The following is an 18,380-nucleotide window of genomic DNA, read 5'->3' as shown; positions in this document are numbered from 1 at the left end:
CGTTAGGAGTCTCGCATGACGACCGCGACCCATATCCTGACCGAGGCGTCGGAGAACCCCTACGCGCTGTCGCACCTGGACGCGCTGGAGGCGGAGTCCGTCCACATCTTCCGCGAGGTGGCGGGGGAGTTCGAGCGTCCGGTGATCCTGTTCTCCGGCGGCAAGGACTCCATCGTCATGCTGCACCTGGCGCTGAAGGCCTTCCACCCGGCGGCGGTGCCGTTCTCGCTGCTGCACGTGGACACCGGGCACAACTTCCCCGAGGTGCTCGCCTACCGCGACCGCGCGGTGGCGCAGCACAACCTGCGCCTGCACGTGGCGCACGTCCAGGACTTCATCGACGACGGCCGGCTGCGCGAGCGCCCGGACGGCCTGCGCAACCCGCTGCAGACCGTGCCGCTGCTGGACGGCATCGAGAAGAACCGCTTCGACGCGGTCTTCGGCGGCGGCCGCCGGGACGAGGAGAAGGCCCGCGCCAAGGAGCGCGTCTTCTCGCTGCGCGACGAGTTCGGCGCCTGGGACCCGCGCCGCCAGCGCCCCGAGCTGTGGTCGCTCTACAACGGCAGGCACGCGGTCGGCGAGCACGTCCGGGTCTTCCCGCTCTCCAACTGGACCGAGCTGGACGTCTGGCAGTACATCGAGCGGGAGGGCATCGAGCTCCCCGGGATCTACTACGCCCACGAGCGCGAGGTGTTCGCGCGCAGCGGCATGTGGCTGACCGCCGGCGAGTGGGGCGGCCCCAAGGAGGGCGAGACCACCGAGCGGCGCCTGGTGCGCTACCGCACGGTCGGCGACATGTCCTGCACCGGCGCGGTCGACTCGGACGCGGCGACCATCGCCGACGTGATCACCGAGATCGCCGCCAGCCGCCTGACCGAACGCGGCGCCACCCGGGCGGACGACAAGGTGTCCGAGGCCGCCATGGAAGACCGCAAGCGCGAGGGGTACTTCTAAGATGACGACCAACCTGACTGTCGACGACGTGACGTCCAACGACCCCTTCGGCGAGGAGGCCTCGGCCACCGCGCTGCTGCGCTTCGCCACCGCCGGCTCGGTGGACGACGGCAAGTCCACCCTGGTCGGCCGCCTGCTGCACGACTCCAAGTCGGTGCTGGCCGACCAGTTGGAGGCCGTCGAGCGGGTGTCCCTGGGCCGCGGGCAGGCGGCGCCGGACCTGGCGCTGCTCACCGACGGCCTGCGGGCCGAACGCGAGCAGGGCATCACCATCGACGTGGCGTACCGCTACTTCGCCACCGCCAGGCGGCGGTTCATCCTCGCCGACACCCCCGGGCACGTGCAGTACACCCGCAACATGGTGACCGGCGCCTCCACCGCCGAGCTCGCCGTGGTCCTGGTCGACGCCCGCAACGGCGTGGTCGAGCAGACCCGCCGGCACGCGGCCGTCGCCGCGCTGCTGCGCGTCCCGCACGTGGTGCTGGCCGTGAACAAGATGGACCTGGTGGACTACGCGGAGCCCGTCTTCGCGGCGATCGCCGCCGAGTTCACCGCGTACGCGGCCTCGCTGGGCATCGGCGACATCGTCGCCGTCCCGATCTCCGCGCTGGCCGGCGACAACGTGGTGGAACCGTCCGCGCACATGGACTGGTACGGCGGCCCCACCCTGCTGGAGCACCTGGAGACCGTCCCGGTCGGTTCCGACCCGAGCGGCGAGCCGGCCCGGTTCCCGGTCCAGTACGTGATCCGCCCGCAGAGCGAGCAGCACCCCGACTACCGGGGCTACGCGGGCCAGTTGGCCTCCGGCGTGCTGCGCACCGGCGACACCGTCACGGTGCTGCCCTCCGGGCACACCACGACGATCGCGGGCATCGACGCGCTCGGCCGGGAGACCGACATCGCCTGGGCCCCGCAGTCGGTCACCGTCCGCCTCACCGAGGACATCGACGTCTCGCGCGGCGACCTGATCGCCTCCGGCCCGACGGCGGCGCCCACCAAGGACGTCGTCGCCACGGTGAGCCACCTGCACGAGCGCCCGCTGCGGGCCGGGGACAAGGTGCTGCTCAAGCACACCACCCGCACGGTGCGCGCGCTGGTCAAGGAGATCTCGTACCGGATCGACATCGACACCCTCGAACAGCGCTCCGGCGCCGAGGGGTTGAGCGTCAACGACATCGGCCGGGTGGTGCTGCGCACCAGCGAGCCGCTGGCACTGGACGGCTACACGCAGAACCGCCGGACCGGGTCCTTCCTCCTGATCGACCCGGCCGACGGCACCACCCTCACCGCCGGCATGGCGGGCGAGTCCTTCCGGACCGTAGCGGCCCCGGCCGCAGAGGAGGACTGGGTCTGATGCCCAGCGAGGCGTTCTCGGACATGGACAAGGAAGGCGGCCGCATCGGCAGCGGCGCCCTGGGCAGCGGCCTGGGCGGACTGACCCGATGTGCGGGCGGACAGGGGCGCTGACCCCTGTCACCGGGCCGTCGCTCCCCTGACCGCCCGGCTTGCCCGGCATCACGATGCCGACGCACCGCAACTGCCGCTTCCTTCACCGGCCCGCACCCCTGACGGCGCGGGACCTCCATGAACAGGACGACTCCGATGGCACCGCACTCCGCCTTCCCGCATATCGTCACCCGCCTCGGCTCCGGCCGGATCAGACGGTCCGCCGTCGCGGTGACCGCCGCTCTGACCGCCGTCAGCCTGCTGAGCGCCTGCGGCTACGGCTCGAAGAGCAGCGACAGCGCGGCGGCTGCCCCGGCCGCCGCCACCTCCGGCGTGAAGCTCTCCGCCGACTCGGTGAAGATCGGCTACTTCGCCAACCTGACCCACGGGACTCCGCTGGTCGGGCTGAAGGAGGGCCTGTTCCAGAAGGAGCTCGGCGCGACCCAGGTCAAGACCCAGGTCTTCAACGCCGGTCCGGCCGAGATCGAGGCGCTGAACGCCGGCTCGATCGACATCGGCTGGGTCGGGCCGTCCCCGGCGATCAACGGCTACGTCAAGTCGAACGGGGAGGACCTGAAGATCATCGGCGGTTCGGCGTCCGGCGGCGTCAAGCTGGTGGTCAACCCCTCCAAGGTCACGTCCCTGGACGACCTCAAGGGCAAGAAGATAGCCACCCCGCAGCTCGGCAACACCCAGGACGTGGCCCTGCTCAACTACCTGGCGGGCAAGGGCTTCAAGGAGGACCCGCAGTCGGGCAAGGGCGACGTCTCGGTGCTGCGCACCGACAACAAGGTCACCCCGGACGCGTACAAGTCCGGTGCGATCGACGGCGCCTGGGTGCCCGAGCCGACCGCCTCCAAGCTGGTCACCCTCGGCGCGAAGGTCCTGCTGGACGAGAAGGACCTCTGGCCGGACAAGAAGTTCGTGATCACCAACATCGTCGTCTCGCAGAAGTTCCTCAAGGAGCACCCGGACGTCGTCGAGGCCGTACTGCGCGGCTCGGTGAACACCAACGCCTTCATCAAGGCCAACCCGGACAAGGCCAAGACCGACGCCAACGACGCGATCAAGGCCACCGGGGGCGCCGCGCTGGAGCCGGCCGTCCTCGACCCGGCCTGGCAGAGCATCGACTTCCTGGACGACCCGCTGGCCGGCACCCTGCAGTCCGAGGCCGACCACGCGGTCACCGCCGGTCTGCTCAAGAAGCCCGTCCTGACCGGGATCTACGACCTGACGCTGCTCGACAAGGTCCTCGCCGCGAAGGGCCAGCCCGCCGTCGCGGACGCCGGCCTCGGCGCGAAGTGACCCCCACCGGGTAGCGGTTCCCGCAAGCTCCGCGGTCCGGCTCCCCGCCCCGCCTCTGTCGATGCCCAATCGCGAGGCGCGGCGGGGCCGGACCCCGGCCCCAGACCTTCCCGACCCGCCGGACCACTCACAGCAGGAGGTGCCCAGATGTCCCAGGCACTGACCATCTCGGAAGACGCCCCCCGCGTCGAGGCGCCGGACGGCCCGCCCGCCATCCGGATCTCGCACGTGCACAAGTCCTTCGGCCGCCCCGGCGCCGCCAACCACGTGATCGACGACATCTGCCTCGATGTCGCCCCCGGCGAGTTCGTCACCCTGCTCGGCGCCTCCGGCTGCGGCAAGTCCACCCTGCTCAACCTGGTCGCCGGACTCGACCGGCCCACCGCCGGCACCATCGAGGTCCCCGGCGCCCGGCCCGCGCTGATGTTCCAGGAGCACGCGCTCTTCCCGTGGCTCACGGCCGGCCGCAACATCGAGCTGGCGCTGCGCCTGGCCGGCGTCCCGCGCGCCGGGCGCCGCGCCGAGGCCGAGCGCCTGCTGGAGCTGGTCCGGCTCGGCGGCTCGTACGGCAAGCGGGTGCACGAGCTCTCCGGCGGCATGCGCCAGCGCGTCGCGCTCGCCCGCTCGCTCGCGCAGGGCAGCAACGTGCTGCTGATGGACGAGCCGTTCGCCGCGCTCGACGCCATCACCCGGGACGTGCTGCACGACGAGATCACCCGGATCTGGGCCGAGCGCAAGCTCACCGTCCTGTTCGTCACCCACAACGTGCGCGAGGCCGTCCGCCTCGCCCAGCGCGTGGTGCTGCTCTCCTCCCGCCCCGGCCGGGTCGCCCGCGAGTGGAAGATCGACCTGCCGCAGCCGCGCCGGATCGAGTCGGCCGGCGTCGCGGACCTTTCCATCGAGATCACCGAAGAACTGCGTGGGGAGATCCGCCGCCATGTCCAGCACTGACACCTCCGCGCCCTCCCTGGCCAAGGAGACCCCGCCCGACGACCTGGGCGCGGGCCTCGACGCCCTGGACGCCGTCGTCCTGCCCCGCGTCCCGCTCACCGAGACGCTGCGCAAGAAGGTGCTGCCGCCCGTCCTGGCCGTCCTGCTGGTGCTCGGCGCCTGGCAGCTCGCCTTCGCGCTGAAGGTCACCGACTCCTACAAGCTGCCGAGCCCGGGCATGGTCTGGCAGAGCGTGGTCGACCTCTGGCAGGCGGGGACGCTCTTCGACATCATCTGGACCAGCCTGTGGCGCGGCGTCTCCGGCTTCGCCGCCGCCGTGGTGATCGGCACCCCGATCGGCCTGCTGGTCGCCCGGGTCAAGCCGGTCCGCACCGCGATCGGCCCGATCCTCTCCGGCCTCCAGTCGCTGCCCTCGGTCGCCTGGGTGCCCGCCGCCGTCATCTGGCTCGGCATCAACAACCAGATGATGTTCGCCGTCATCCTGCTCGGCGCCGTCCCCTCCATCGCCAACGGCCTGGTGGCCGGCATCGACCAGGTGCCGCCGCTCTTCCTGCGCGCCGGACGGACGATGGGCGCCACCGGGTTCGCCGGCGCCCGGCACGTCCTGCTGCCCGCCGCCCTCCCCGGCTACCTGGCCGGCCTCAAGCAGGGCTGGGCCTTCTCCTGGCGCTCGCTGATGGCCGCCGAACTCGTCGCCTCCTCCCCCGACCTGGGCCTCGGCCTCGGCCGGTACCTGGAGAACCAGCGCGAGTCCAACGACATGGCCGGCGTGCTGCTCGGCATCATCCTGATCCTGTTCGTCGGCATCGCGATCGACCTGCTGGTCTTCACACCCGTCGAGCGCCGCGTGCTGCGCAGCCGCGGCCTCCTGGCCAACAACCGCTGAGGGCACGGCAGATGGACAGCTCCCAGCCCGCTCTGCTGCTGATCGCGCACGGCAGCCGGGACGCCCGGCACGCCGCCACCGTGGAGGCGCTGGCCGGACGGCTCCGGCTGCTGCGGCCCTCGCTGGAGACCGCCACCGCGTACCTGGAGCACTGCGCGCCGCGGATCCCGCAGGTGCTCGGCCGGCTCGACGACGCGGTGGCCGTACCGCTGCTGCTCGGGCGGGCCTTCCACGCCAAGAGCGACATCCCGGCCGCGCTGCGGGCGGCCGGCGCCGACCTCCCGCTCGCGGACGTGCTCGGCCCCTCGCCGCTGCTGCTCGACGCACTCGACCGGCGGCTCGCCGAGACCGGGCTCGACGTCCGCTCCGCCGCCGTGCGGGCCCGTACCGGAGTCGTGCTGGCCGCCGCCGGATCCTCGGACCGGGCCGCCAACGCCGCCACCCGCGCGGTCGCCGCCGAGTGGCGGCGCACCCGCGGCTGGGCCGCCGTAGAGGTCGCGTACGCCTCGGCCACTCCCCCGCAGGTGCCCGACGCCGTCTCGGCCCTGCGCGCCCGCCCGGACGTCCGGCAGGTCGCCGTCGCACCGTACCTGCTGGCACCGGGAGTCCTGCCGGACCGGATCGCCGCCGCCGCGGGCTCCGCCGACCTCGTCGCCCCCGTCCTCGGCGCGGCCCCCGAGATCGCCCGCCTGCTGCTGCACCGCTACGACCGGGCCCGCCTCGCGCTCCCGGCCGTGACCGCGCTCAGCGCCTGACCCGGCCAGGGGCAGGCGGCGGAGCGACGGCCCCGGACCCGTCCCGGGAGAGCCCCCCGAGGGCTACAGCCGCGCGCACCCCTCGCGGAACCGCTGCTCCAGATCGGCGAACGCCGCCCGCTCCGCGAGGCTGCTGGGCGTCGGACGCCCGGCCCGCAGGGCGTCCTCGCTCGCGTACCGGAGCGGCGGCTCCACCCACTTCCAGGCCGCCGCCGCGCAGGCCCGCCGGTACGGCGTCCCGTCCTCGACCACCCGGAGCAGGTCCTCCAGCACCCGGCGGCGGCCCATCGCCGGTACCAGCAGGGCGGCCAGCCAGCGCGGCGAGTTCGGGTCGTCGTCGTGGACCAGCACCGCGAGCACCCGCTCGTAGTGCCGCTGGACCAGTGCCCGGTCCCCGGTCAACGCCTGCACGGCCAACTGCCGCTTGTGCCCGATCCGGTGGTACTGCGGGAAGAGCGGCTGCCGCGCCGCCAGCGCGGTGATCCGGGGGTCCTCGGCCTCGGCCCACTCCAGGCCGAGCTCCGCGAGCAGCCCGTCGAGGCAGCTCTCCTGCAAGGTCAGCCGCGCGCCCTGATCCATCCCGTACCCGTCCTTCGGTCACCCGCTCCGGCCCTGCACCCTGGACCGACCGGCACAGGGTGGGCGGACTGCGGCCGAACAGGTTACCCGACGCTTACCGACGGGCCGCCCGAGGCATGATCAGGTTCGTGACGGCCCGTAGTGGCCGAGGTGAGCGGTGTGCGAGCTGAGGAGCGGCAATGGCGGACAGGCAGCGCGGGGTAGTGAAGTGGTTCAACGACGAGAAGGGGTTCGGCTTCATCACCCCCGAGGGTGGCGGGGAGGACCTCTTCGTGCACTTCAGGTCGATCGAGTCGGAGGGGTTCAAGTCCCTCGTCGAGGGGCAGGCCGTCTCGTTCGTCCCCGAGCAGGGGCAGAAGGGCATGCAGGCGTCACAGGTCCGGGCCGAGTGACCCACCGTCGGCCGGCTCGGGCTCCGGCAGAGAGCGGGACCCATGTCCGTACCACCGGAGAGCACCCCGGAGCCGCGCCACGAAACGGCCGACGAACGGGCCGACCGGAACCTGGTCGAGCTGCTCCAGGAGCTGCGGGTGCTGCAGACCGGTGTGCAGATCGTCTTCGCCTTCCTGCTCGGGGTGGCGTTCACCCCGCGCTTCGCGCAGCTCGACGACACGCAGCAGGACATCTACGTCACGACGCTGCTGCTCACGGTCGTCGCCTCGGCGGTCCTCGCCACGCCCGTCGCCGTGCACCGCGGCCTGTTCCACCGGGGTGCCAAACGCCGGATCGTGGCCCTGTCCGCCCGCTTCACCCTGGCCGGACTGCTCTTCCTCGCGCTGGCGCTCAACGGCGCCGTGCTGCTGCTGATGGACGTCGTGCTGGGCCGCCCGGCGGCCGTGGCGATCACGGCGGCCACCGCGCTGATGTTCACCGGGCTCTGGTTCGTCCTGCCCTGGGCGCTGCGCCGTCCGTAGCCGCCCACGGCTGACGGCAGCCGACGGCGGGAACGCCGCAGGGGCGCCGGATCCCGTGGATCCGGCGCCCCTGCGGCGTTGTTCGGTCGCTCTGAGGTCAGTCGGTCTTGCGACGCTGGCGGCCGGTGGCGTAGTTGGAACCGCTGCGCGAGCCGGAGCCCGGCTTGGAACCGGCCGAGGACTTGCCGAGGAAGCCGGCCGCCGTACGGGAGCCGCCGGAACCGCCGGCCGTGCCGCCACCGGCGGCGCCCATCCGCTGCTTGGGGCGGGGGCGGCGGGCGTTGCCGTTGATGTCCACGTCGGCGGGCAGACCGGACCGCTTGACCGGGCGGCGGCGCGGGGCGCCGACGGCCGCCGGGGCTGGGGCGGCCGCCGCGGGCACCGCGATGGTGACCGCGACACCCGAAGGCGTCCGGGCGCCGGTGATCCGGGCCAGCTCGACGTCGCCCGGCCGCACCTTGGTGGTGGTCGGGCGGATGCCGGCGGTGCTCATCAGCTTGGTGACGTCACGGCGCTGCTCGGGCAGCACCAGCGTGACGACGGTGCCGGACTCGCCGGCCCGGGCGGTGCGGCCGCCACGGTGCAGGTAGTCCTTGTGGTCGATCGGCGGGTCGATGTTGACGACCAGGTCGAGACCGTCGATGTGGATGCCACGGGCCGCCACGTTGGTGGCGATCAGCGCGGTGACCTGGCCCTCGCGGAACTGCTCCAGGGTCCGGTTGCGCTGCGGCTGCGACTTGCCGCCGTGCAGGGCCGCGGCCCGGACACCGGTGGCGAGCAGCTGCTTGGCGAGCCGGTCGGCGCCGTGCTTGGTGTGCACGAACATGATCACGCCGCCCTCGCGGGCCGCGATGTGCGCCGCGACCGAGGCCTTGTCGGCCGCGTCGAGCTGGAGCACGTGGTGGTCCATGGTGGTCACCGCGCCGGCCGACGGGTCGACGGAGTGCGTCACCGGGTCGGTCAGGAAGCGGCGGACCAGCCGGTCCACGTTGCGGTCCAGGGTGGCGGAGAACAGCATCCGCTGCCCGCCCTCGGCGACCTGCTCCAGCAGCTTGGTGACCTGCGGCAGGAAGCCCATGTCGGCCATCTGGTCGGCCTCGTCGAGCACGGTGATCTGCACGTCGTCGAGCCGGACGTCCTGGCGGTTGATCAGGTCGTCGAGCCGGCCGGGGGTGGCGACCAGCACCTCGGCGCCACGCCGGACGGCGTTGGCCTGCCGGGTGATCGACATCCCGCCGACCACGGTGGCGATCCGCAGGTTCACGGCGGTCGCGTACGGGGTCAGGGCGTCGGTGACCTGCTGGGCCAGCTCGCGGGTCGGCACCAGGACGAGGGCCAGCGGACGGCGGGCGTCGGCGCGCTTGCCCGCGGTGCGGGCCAGCAGCGCGAGGCCGAAGGCCAGGGTCTTGCCGGAGCCGGTACGGCCACGGCCGAGTACGTCGCGCCCGGCGATCGCGTCCGGCAGGGTGGCCGACTGGATCGGGAACGGCTCGGTGACGCCCTCGCGGGTCAGCGCCGAGAGCAGGCCCTTGGGCATCTCCAGCTCGGCGAAGGTCGCGGCCGGCGGGCGGGCCGGGGTGCCCTCGACGACGGCGAAGTCGGCGGGCGCCTCGACGGCGCGCTCGCGGGAGGAGGAGCCGCCACGGCCACGGCCGGTGCTGCCGGCGGCGCTGCGCAGGCCGCCCTTGCTGGTGCCGCTGCGCCGCTGGGCGTCGCTGAAACCGCCGCTGCTGCTGCCGGCACCCGAACGGCCACGGCCACGGCCGGCCTGGGCGCCGCCACCGCTCTGGCTGCGGCCGCCGGAGCGGTCGGCGGAACGGTCGCGCTGCGGGCGTGCTTGATCTGACATGCAGAGTTCACTTTCCTGATCGGCCGAAGGCCGCGGGTACGAGGACGCGCGGCAGAAGACCTTGGAGGCCCCCCGGCCGGAGGCTGGGGGATGGGGTCGGCCGACAGGAAGGAATCTCGAGAGGCGCCGCCTCGGCCGTTCGGCGGCATGGGCGAAGGCCCGCACCGTGCGGTACGGGCCCTCGCCTCGCGCTGTGAGTCAGCTGTGGAGCTGGACTCAGATGACGCGGATGTTCTCGGCCTGCGGGCCCTTCTGGCCCTGGGTCACGTCGAACTCGACGTGCTGGCCCTCAAGGAGCTCACGGAAACCCTGGGCAGCGATGTTCGAGTAGTGGGCGAAGACGTCCGGGCCGCCACCCTCCTGCTCGATGAAGCCGAAGCCCTTTTCGCTGTTGAACCACTTCACGACGCCGGTAGCCATAACCGTCTCCTTCTCTGGGGCATCAGAGCCCACACCTCGTGGACCCCAAGTAGCCGCGATCCCCATCCGGAGACAAAACACCGGACAAAACAAATGCGCCTGTTGGTTGGTACCAGCAGGCGCACACGTACGTTCATGGGAACCAAAACTGCAACTGCTTCGACTGTAGCACGGTGCACCCGGGTGATCGAAGAGGTTTTCCTCACGCAGATCCGAGCGCGGATCTGCCCCGGATCGGGTTTACCAGAACGCCGAAGGGGGCACGCGGCGCGAGCGTCCGCATGCCCCCTGACCAGGGCGGGTCTCCCCACAGGGAAGATCAATCAGCCCGGTGACGGGTGGTGACCGTCAGCGACGGCCGGCCGGCTCCGGCTCTCCCTGGGCATCGCCCTGGAGGAGGTGCAGCCCGGCGGGCTCGGCATGCCCGGAGACCTCGCCGTGACCGGGCCACCAGGCCGCCCGGCCGAGCAGCGCGGTGAGCGCCGGGGTGAAGAAGAGCGCCATCACGAAGGCCGAGACGGCGATACCGAAAGCGACCGAGAAACCGATCTGGCTGAACAGCGAGTTACCGGCCAGCAGCATCGTGCCGAAGGTCGCGGCGAGGATGCTGCCCGCCGCCGCGACGGTCGGGCCGCCGTGCCGGATCGCCAGGCCGGCCGCCTCGCGCGGGCTGTGGCCCTCGGCGGCCTCCTCGCGGAGCCGGGCGATCATCAGGATGTTGTAGTCGGTGCCGATCGCCACCACGAAGAGGTAGATGAACATCGGCAGCATGAACATCAGGCCGGCCTCGCCCTGCACGTGCTGGAAGAGCAGGCTGGTGGCGCCGACGGTGGCGCCGAAGCCGAGGCCGACCGCCGCCATCAGGTACCAGGGGGCGACCACGCTGCGCAGCAGCAGGCCGAGGATCAGCATGATCAGCAGTGCCGCGATCGGGAAGACCAGCGAGTAGTCGCGGGCCATCGCGGTGTTGATGTCCTTGTAGACGGCGGTCTGTCCGCCGACGTACGCCTGGGTGCCCTGCGGCGCGGAGGCGTGCGCGGTGCTGCGGAGCTTGCCGACGGTGTCGATGGCGGCGTTGGTGGCCGGCGCGTCCTTGAGCGTGACGGTGAAGTCCGCCGTCGCGCCGTCCTTGCTGAGGTTCGGCTTCGGGTTGACCTGGGCCACCCCGTCGACCTTGCCGAGGGCGGCCGTGTAGCCGTCCAGCGAGGCGGGGTCGAGCTTGACGCCGTCCTGGGTGCTGGTGAGGTAGACGTGGCTCGGGTCCGAGGCACCGGCCGAGAACGCCTTCATCATGGTGTCCTGGACGACCATCGACTCCTTGGTCTTCGGCATCGAGCCGGAGGCGAGGTCGAAGGTGCCCTTGTAGCCGAGGGCGGCGAACGACAGCAACACCATCAGCGCGCCGGAGACGATCGCGACCAGGGCCGGGCGGCGCTGGACGAGGTTCCCGAGCACCGCGAACTTGGCGTTCCGGGGCTCGCGCTGCCAGGCCTTGGACGGCCAGAACAGCACCCGCTCCGGGATCAGCGAGAGCACGGCCGGCACCAGGGTGACGGAGGCGAGGGCGGTGACGGCCACCGCGATGGCCAGCGAGGGGCCGAGCGCCTTGAACATGCCGAGGCTGGAGAGCACCAGGACGCTGAAGGCGACGATGACCGCGCCGGCGGCGGAGGCGATCGCCTCGCCGACCCGGCCGACCGCGTTGACCATGGCCTGCTTGCGCTCGTCACCGGCCCGCAGCCGCTCGCGGTAGCGGAACATCAGGAACAGGAAGTAGTCCGTCCCGACGCCGAACAGCACCACGATGAGGATCGCCGAGACCGAAGGGTCGGCCTGGAGGCCGAACAGCTTGCTGGCGTCCGCGATCAGACCGTTGGCGACCATCGAGAAGATCGCGATCAGGAAGACCGGGAGCAGCGCGATGATCGGGCTGCGGAAGATGATCCCCAGCGTCAGCAGGATGATCACCACCGTGCCGATGCCGATCAGCTTGTTGGCGAGGTCGGAGGAGTCCTTCTGGTCCAGCACCTGGGCGGCCGTGCCGCCGAGCTGGGCCTTCAGGCCGGTGCCCGCGGCGAGCTGCTGGGCGTCGTCGCGCAGCTGCTTCGCGGTGTCACCGGCCTCCGGCTTGTGCTCGGAGTTCTTCTCCATCGCGATCATGGAGAGGGCGTACTTGCCGTCCTTGGAGGTGGTCTGCGCGCTGACCGGGACGACCTTCTCGACCAGGTTGACGTGCTTGTCGCCGAGGCCCTGGACCACCTTGTCCATGGCCGCCTTGTCGGCCGTGGTCAGGGTGCCGCCGTCGGTACGCTCGAAGAGCAGCATCGCGGCCGGGGTGAAGTTGCCGGGGAACGCCTTCTCCTGCACCAGCGAGGCCTGGATGGACTCGTAGTGCTTGGGCAGGAAACTGCTCTCGTCCGTCTGGGCGGTCAGCGTGGGCGCGGTGGCGATGATCGCCACCGCCGCGATGATCCAGGCCCCGATCACCCACCAGGCCTTGCTGACGACGAATTGTCCTATCCGGTGGAACATGCTCGTGTGCCTCCTGGGCATGGTTCACCGCAGCCCTGGGGGGACGGGAAGCCGGGCGACGGCTGGACCGGGCAGAGCGGTGCGCCCTTAGCCGGTCGGCAGGTAAGTGATAAGTGTGAGCATCCTACGGCAGCTTGCTTGCCGCCCGGCAAGCGACCCCCGTCGGGTGTGAGCCCCTGGAGACCGGGAAACCGGCCTCGGCCCATCCTGACCCGCGCCCACCCCTTTCCACCTCGTACTCCGGGTGGAGACTCGTCCCCCTCAGGGTGGACCTCGGCCGGCCCGGAGCCGCCCCGAAGAAGGAGAGCGCCCCCTGAGAGGGGTAGGGACAACCCCACCCCTTTTCTGGGGGAAAGCACCGGGGGCACTCACCTGCCAGCCGGATCCCGCTCCAAGTCCCCTCTTTCTAGGCTCGGTTGCACCGCCGGACCACAGCCCGGCGACAGCGCAGGCGGCCCTGGACGTACCACCGGCCGCCGCTCTCCCCGGGGGGACAGAACACCGTGAAACTGGGACTCGCCGCCGCAATGGGCGCCTGGAGCGCCAAGCACAGAAAGACCGCCGTCTTCGGCTGGCTGCTCTTCGTCGTCCTCGCCGCCTACCTCGGCGGCGCGCACGGCAGCACCACGGTCACCGACTCCGAATCGATGCCGGGGCAGGTCGCCCGCGCCGCCAGGATCCTGGACGAGGCCGGGATCAAACGCCCGGCCGGTGAGACCGTCCTGGTCCAGAGCGCCACCCTGACCGCCCAGGACCCCGCCTTCCGCGCGGTGGTCGACCAGGCGGTGGCCGCCGTCGGCGCCACCGGCAAGGCCGCCGACCTGCGCAGCCCGTACGACACCAAAGCCGTCTCGGCCGACGGGCACTCCGCGCTGGTGCAGTTCACCGTGGTGGGCGCCGACAACCAGGAGGCGGTGAAGAACGTGCCCGCCGTGCTCGACGCGGTGGCCGCCGTCCAGGCCGGGCACCGGAACCTGACCGTGGTGGAGCTCGGCGAGGCCAGCTCGGGCAAGTGGGTCCAGGACCAGTTCAAGAACGACTTCAGCAGCGCCGAGTGGACGGCCGTGCCGCTCGCCCTCGGCATCCTGCTGATCGCCTTCGGCGCGCTGGTCGCCGCCGTGCTGCCGGTGGTGCTGGCGATGACCGCGTTCGTCGCGGCCGGCGGGGTGGTCGCGCTCAGCAGCGGGCTGCTGCACACCAGCGACGACGCCAGTTCGGTCATGCTGCTGGTCGGACTCGCCGTCGGCGTCGACTACTGCCTCTTCTACCTGCGCCGCGAACGCGAGGAGCGGGCCGCCGGGCACTCCCCCGAAGCCGCGCTGCGGATCGCCGCCGCGACCTCGGGCCGGGCGGTCCTGGTCTCGGGTGTCACCGTGGTGGTGGCGATGGCCGGGATGTTCCTCACCGGGATCGCGGACTTCCAGGCGATGTCCTTCGCCACCATCGTCGTCGTGGTCACCGCCGTGCTCGGTTCGCTCACCGTGCTGCCCGCCCTGCTCTCGATGCTCGGCGACCGGGTCGAGAAGGGGCGGGTGCCCTTCCTGCACAAGCTCCGCAAGGCCGACCGGGGTGACGGCGGACGGATCTGGAACGCCGTCCTCACCCCCGTGCTGCGCCGCCCGCTGGCCGCGACCGTGCTCGCCGGCGGCCTGCTGCTCGGCCTGGCCGCGCCGCTGCTCACCATGCACACCGCCAACCTGACCTTCCAGCAGCTGCTGCCCCCGGGCAACCCGCTGGCCGCCACCTCGGCCCGGATCCAGGCCGCCTTCCCCGGCAGCCCCGATCCCGCGACCGTCGTGGTCAAGGCCACCGACATCGACTCCCCCGCGATGCGACAGGCCATCGCCGACTTCCGGACCAAGGCGCTGGCCGGCGGCCGGATGCACGGCCCGATCCAGGTCACCCTGCACAAGGCGCAGAACGTCGCCACCATCGACGTCCCGCTGGCGGGCTCCGGCAACGACGCCGCCAGCACCGCGGCCCTGCGCAGCCTGCGCGAGGACGTGGTGCCCGGCACCCTGCTCAAGGTCCCCGGCACCGAGGCGCCCGTCACCGGCAGCACGGCGGGCTCGTACGACTTCAACCGGCAGATGTCGGGCAGCATGCTCCCGGTCTTCGGCTTCGTGGTCGCCTTCGCCTTCCTGCTGATGCTCGCCTCCTTCCGCTCGCCGGTCATCGCCCTCACCGCGGTGGTGCTCAACCTGCTCTCGGTGGGCGCGGCGTACGGGGTGCTCACCCTGGTCTTCCAGCACGGGGTCGGCGCCTCACTGCTCGGCGCCGCCGGGGCCGGGGCGGTCGAGTCCTGGGTCCCGCTCTTCCTCTTCGTGATCCTCTTCGGGCTGAGCATGGACTACCACGTGTTCGTGGTCTCCCGGATCAAGGAGGCCCACGACCGGGGCCTGGACACCCGGGCCGCCGTCTCCTACGGCATCCGCAACACGGCCGGGGTGGTCTCCAGCGCGGCGGCGATCATGGTGGCGGTCTTCGCGGTCTTCGGCACCCTCTCCATGCAGTCCATGAAGCAGATGGGCGTCGGCCTCGCGGTGGCCGTCCTGATCGACGCCACGATCATCCGGGGCGTCCTGCTCCCCTCGGTGATGAGCCTGCTCGGCGAACGCAACTGGCGCCGCTCCGAACGCCACCCCGGACCTCGGACTCCCGTACAGCACAGGCGGGTTGAGGAACGCACGAGCACAGTCCCGCACTGACGGACAGCGCCGGGGGCCCTGCGGTACGGGGCCCCCGGCACGGGTGTCCGGTACCGAGGACGCGTGTGGGAGCGGACCGGGCGCTGCCGCCGGTGCGGGAGCGGCGCGGCCTCCCGGCGGCTCCGGTCCCTAAGCTTCGGGACATGACGCCCTTCGACGAACCGCTCGCCCGGACCCTGCTGGCCACCGCCTGTGCGGCGGCCGGGTTGCCGGAGCCGGCGGGTGCCCGGTTGCTGGCGCTGGGCGAGAACGCGGTGTTCGAGCTCGCGGGTCCGGCGGTGGTCGCCAAGGTCGGGCGGGGGGCCGAACTCGCCGGACGGGCGGGGCAGGAGCTGGCGGTGGCCCGGTGGCTGGACGGGGAGGGCGTGCCGGTGGTCCGTCCGTACCTGGCCGGGGTGTGGACGGCGGACGGACACCCCGTCACCTTCTGGCACCGGCTCGCCCCGGCGGTGGCCCCGGCCCGCCCCGCCGACCTCGCCCCGCTGCTGCTGGCCCTGCACCGGCTGCCCGCGCCGCCCTTCCCGCTCGGGCGGCGCGATCTGCTCGCGCCGGTGGACCGCTGGCTGGCCGCCGCCGAAGGGCACGTCGATCCTGCGGACGCCGCGTTCCTGCGCCACCGCAAGGAGGAGTTCGCCGCCGCGCTGGACGGGCTGACGCCGCAGCTGGTCCCCGGCGTGATCCACGGGGACGCGCTGCCGCGCAACGTGCACGTCGGCCCGGACGGGCCCGTCCTGCTCGACCTGGAGACCGTCTCGGCCGACCTGCGGGAGCACGACCTGGTGGTGCTCGCCCTGAGCCAGGACCGTTACGGCGTCCCGGCCGAGGAGTACCGGGCGTTCACCGCAGGGTACGGCTGGGACGTCCGGGACTGGCCCGGCTTCGCCGTGCTGCGCGGCGCCCGGGAGACGGCGAGCGCGTCGTGGGTGGCCCAGCGGGTGCCGGGCAATCCGGCGGCGGCGGCCGAGTTCCGGCGCCGGGTCGACTCACTGCGGGACGGGCAGACGGCCGTTCGCTGGTACCCCTTCTGACCGGTCGCCACCGGTAGGCGTCCCCCGTACCGAAGCGCACCGGGAGCCGCGCGGAACCGCTCGGGACGGGCGGAACCGGTTCGTGCACCACGGCGTCCTTGCGCACAGACGCCCGCCCAAGGGCGCCGACACGTCGTCAGGAGGCCTCGCGATGCGGATACCCAGCCCTCGGCCGGCACTCGACAACCACATCCGACGCATCCGCCGGTACGGCCTCGCGACGCTGCTCGCCCCCGCCCTGATCGCCGGCTGCGCCCCGGCGGGCGGCGGGCCCGGCGCGGCCTCCGGCACGCCCGCCGGCGCGACGGCGCAGCTGTCGGTGGCCCGGCCCGGCGCGCCGGCCCCCTCGGTGCCCCGGCCCGGCACGTCGGCCCCTTCGGACGACCCGGCCCCCGGCCTGCGCTCGGCGAGCCCCTCCCCGCGATCGGTGCCTCCGGCCGGCTCGACCTCGATCGTGTACGGCACCGCCTCCCGCGGCCGCAGCGTCGCGCTCACCTTCGACGACGGCCCGGGCCCGGCGACCGGTCAGATCCTCGACCTGCTCGCGCAGTACCACGTGCGGGCCACCTTCTGCGAGATCGGCCCGCAGGCCACCGCGTACGCGGCGGTGGTCCGGCGGATCCTCGCCGACGGCCACCAGCTCTGCGACCACACTGTGCACCACCCGCAGCCGATGCACACCCTGCCGCACGACCGGCAGGTGTACGAGATCACGGCCGCCAAGGACATGATCACCACAGCGGGCGGCCCCGGCTCCAAGGTGGCGTGGTTCCGGGCCCCCGGCGGCGACTTCACGGCCGAGAACCGCCTGATCGCCGCCCAGGACGGCATGCGCCCGCTCGGCTGGACGGTCGACCCCCGCGACTGGGCCCGCCCGGGCACCCCCGCGATCGTCGCCGCCGTACAGCACCAGCTGAGGCCCGGCGGCATCGTGCTGATGCACGACGGCGGCGGCGACCGCGCCCAGACCGTCGCGGCCCTGCGCCAACTGCTCCCCTGGCTGGTCGCGCAGGGCTACACCTTCGACTTCCCGGCCCTCTGACCCGCCCTCCCCTGGCGGAAGGCGGCGGCCCGGCACCCTCCCAGCCGGCGCAGCGGCCGGCACGGCGGCTAGCGCAGCGGCCAGCGCCGGTCGACGACCGCCTCGGCGTCCTTGCCCTTGCGGAGCCAGGACTGCAGCCCCTCGGCCCAGTCCCGGTACCAGCCGGCCTGCAGCCGGTGCAGTTCGGCCGGCGCCAGGCCGCCGACCTGGGCCGGGTAGCGCTCGCCGAGGGCCACCGCGACCCGGACGGCGGCCAGGGCGTCGCTGCCGGCCTCGTGGGCGTCCGCCAACTCGACGCCGTAGACCGAGCAGACGTGCTGGAGCGTCCGGGAGCCCTTGCGGTACTTGTCGACCGAGCGGTCGATCACCAGGGCGTCCACCACCGGGCCGACCTCGCCGCCGAGGCGCTCGGACAGGCTCGGCAGCCCGTGGCGGTGCAGCTCGGCGTCGAGCAGCGAGAGGTCGAAGGGGGCGTTGAAGGCGACCACCGGCCGCCCCGCCGACAGCCGGGCGCAGAGCGCCTCGGCTATCTCCTCGACCGCCTCGGCGGGCCCCCGGCCCTTGGCCCGGACCTGGTCGTCGGTGATGCCGTGGATCGCCGCGGCCTCCGCCGGGATCGGGACGCCCGGGTCGATCAGCCAGTTGGTGACCAGCTCCAGATGGCCGCCGAGGGTGTCGACCAGCGCGGCGGTGACGATCCGGGACTCGGCCGGGTCGGTGCCCGTGGTCTCCAGATCGAAGCCGACCAGTGGCTCCTTCCACCAGCTCATGTGGGGGTGTCCTTCCGTCCGTCGGTCGTCGTATCCGGACCATCATCGCCGGTACCTGTGACAGGCCGGAAGAAAAGCAGCGCTCCGGCCCCCGGTCGTGACCGGGGGCCGGAGCCGTGGAGGGGCGGTCAGGCGGCGGCGAAGAGCCCGCGGCCGAGCCAGTCGGCGTCGTCCCGGACGCCGGGCAGGACGAAGAAGTAGCCGCCGCCGGTGGGTGAGATGTAGTCGACCAGCGGCTCGT

16 protein-coding genes are annotated in these 18,380 nt (G+C 72.7%); 11 read left to right on the top strand and 5 right to left on the bottom strand.

Translation table 11 applies throughout. The features are described 5' to 3' along the window. Positions 1-15 precede the first annotated feature (15 nt). From cysD to ABD330_RS16455, 6 genes are all read left to right on the top strand, one after another. Positions 16-954 (top strand): sulfate adenylyltransferase subunit CysD, encoded by a 939-nt coding sequence (gene cysD, locus ABD330_RS16480; RefSeq protein ID WP_344465598.1) that lies wholly within the window; start codon positions 16-18, stop codon positions 952-954. A 1-nt stretch (position 955) separates the two neighbouring features. Beyond that, complete coding sequence (locus ABD330_RS16475; protein ID WP_344465596.1) at positions 956-2,308, top strand: sulfate adenylyltransferase subunit 1; 1,353 nt, start codon at positions 956-958, stop codon at positions 2,306-2,308. A gap of 248 nt (positions 2,309-2,556) precedes the next feature. Next, positions 2,557-3,705 carry an aliphatic sulfonate ABC transporter substrate-binding protein gene (locus ABD330_RS16470; RefSeq protein ID WP_344465594.1) on the top strand — a complete coding sequence of 383 codons (1,149 nt, stop codon included), beginning with the start codon at positions 2,557-2,559 and terminating at the stop codon, positions 3,703-3,705. 147 nt (positions 3,706-3,852) lie between these two features. Then, positions 3,853-4,656 carry an ABC transporter ATP-binding protein gene (locus ABD330_RS16465; RefSeq protein ID WP_344465592.1) on the top strand — a complete coding sequence of 268 codons (804 nt, stop codon included), beginning with the start codon at positions 3,853-3,855 and terminating at the stop codon, positions 4,654-4,656. Beyond that, the gene (locus ABD330_RS16460; RefSeq protein WP_344465590.1) at positions 4,643-5,542 is read left to right on the top strand and encodes an ABC transporter permease; all 900 of its coding nucleotides are present in this window, start codon (positions 4,643-4,645) and stop codon (positions 5,540-5,542) included. Before ABD330_RS16465 ends, ABD330_RS16460 begins: the two co-directional genes overlap by 14 nt. Positions 5,543-5,553: 11 nt before the next feature. Continuing rightward, positions 5,554-6,297, top strand: a complete 744-nt coding sequence (locus tag ABD330_RS16455) for a sirohydrochlorin chelatase (RefSeq protein ID WP_344465588.1) — start codon at positions 5,554-5,556, stop codon at positions 6,295-6,297. A gap of 63 nt (positions 6,298-6,360) precedes the next feature. Here the strand turns inward: ABD330_RS16455 and ABD330_RS16450 are convergent, their stop codons facing one another. Continuing rightward, entirely contained in the window at positions 6,361-6,876 is a 516-nt protein-coding gene (locus tag ABD330_RS16450; protein WP_344465586.1) for a hypothetical protein, read from the bottom strand. Positions 6,877-7,055: 179 nt separating this feature from the next. Here ABD330_RS16450 and ABD330_RS16445 point away from each other — a divergent pair, with 179 nt between their 5' ends. Together ABD330_RS16445 and ABD330_RS16440 are read left to right on the top strand one after the other, a co-directional pair. Next, positions 7,056-7,268 (top strand): cold-shock protein, encoded by a 213-nt coding sequence (locus tag ABD330_RS16445; RefSeq protein ID WP_344465584.1) that lies wholly within the window; start codon positions 7,056-7,058, stop codon positions 7,266-7,268. Positions 7,269-7,310: 42 nt separating this feature from the next. Then, positions 7,311-7,790, top strand: coding sequence for a DUF6328 family protein (locus ABD330_RS16440; RefSeq protein WP_344465582.1), 480 nt, complete (start codon positions 7,311-7,313; stop codon positions 7,788-7,790). A 97-nt stretch (positions 7,791-7,887) separates the two neighbouring features. Here the strand turns inward: ABD330_RS16440 and ABD330_RS16435 are convergent, their stop codons facing one another. From ABD330_RS16435 to ABD330_RS16425, 3 genes are all read right to left on the bottom strand, one after another. After that, entirely contained in the window at positions 7,888-9,639 is a 1,752-nt protein-coding gene (locus tag ABD330_RS16435) for a DEAD/DEAH box helicase (protein ID WP_344465580.1), read from the bottom strand. Positions 9,640-9,855: 216 nt separating this feature from the next. Beyond that, entirely contained in the window at positions 9,856-10,059 is a 204-nt protein-coding gene (locus tag ABD330_RS16430; protein ID WP_344465578.1) for a cold-shock protein, read from the bottom strand. Positions 10,060-10,407: 348 nt separating this feature from the next. Further along, a complete protein-coding gene (locus ABD330_RS16425; RefSeq protein ID WP_344465576.1) occupies positions 10,408-12,591 on the bottom strand; it encodes an MMPL family transporter in 2,184 nt (727 codons plus the stop codon). Between the two features lie 527 nt (positions 12,592-13,118). Between ABD330_RS16425 and ABD330_RS16420 the strand changes: the two genes are divergently transcribed. From ABD330_RS16420 to ABD330_RS16410, 3 genes are all read left to right on the top strand, one after another. Beyond that, on the top strand, positions 13,119-15,299 hold the full coding sequence (locus ABD330_RS16420; protein ID WP_344465797.1) for an MMPL family transporter: 2,181 nt from the start codon (positions 13,119-13,121) through the stop codon (positions 15,297-15,299). A 143-nt stretch (positions 15,300-15,442) separates the two neighbouring features. Beyond that, complete coding sequence (locus ABD330_RS16415; RefSeq protein WP_344465574.1) at positions 15,443-16,327, top strand: phosphotransferase; 885 nt, start codon at positions 15,443-15,445, stop codon at positions 16,325-16,327. A gap of 151 nt (positions 16,328-16,478) precedes the next feature. Further along, the gene (locus tag ABD330_RS16410) at positions 16,479-17,369 is read left to right on the top strand and encodes a polysaccharide deacetylase family protein (protein WP_344465572.1); all 891 of its coding nucleotides are present in this window, start codon (positions 16,479-16,481) and stop codon (positions 17,367-17,369) included. Between the two features lie 68 nt (positions 17,370-17,437). Here the strand turns inward: ABD330_RS16410 and ABD330_RS16405 are convergent, their stop codons facing one another. After that, on the bottom strand, positions 17,438-18,139 hold the full coding sequence (locus ABD330_RS16405; protein ID WP_344465570.1) for an exonuclease domain-containing protein: 702 nt from the start codon (positions 18,137-18,139) through the stop codon (positions 17,438-17,440). Positions 18,140-18,380: the final 241 nt, after the last annotated feature.

Source organism: Kitasatospora kazusensis, from assembly GCF_039529945.1.
GTDB lineage: Bacteria > Actinomycetota > Actinomycetes > Streptomycetales > Streptomycetaceae > Kitasatospora > Kitasatospora kazusensis.
Note: the sequence above shows the minus strand (reverse complement) of the source record. Positions and strands in the feature narration are given on the sequence as shown.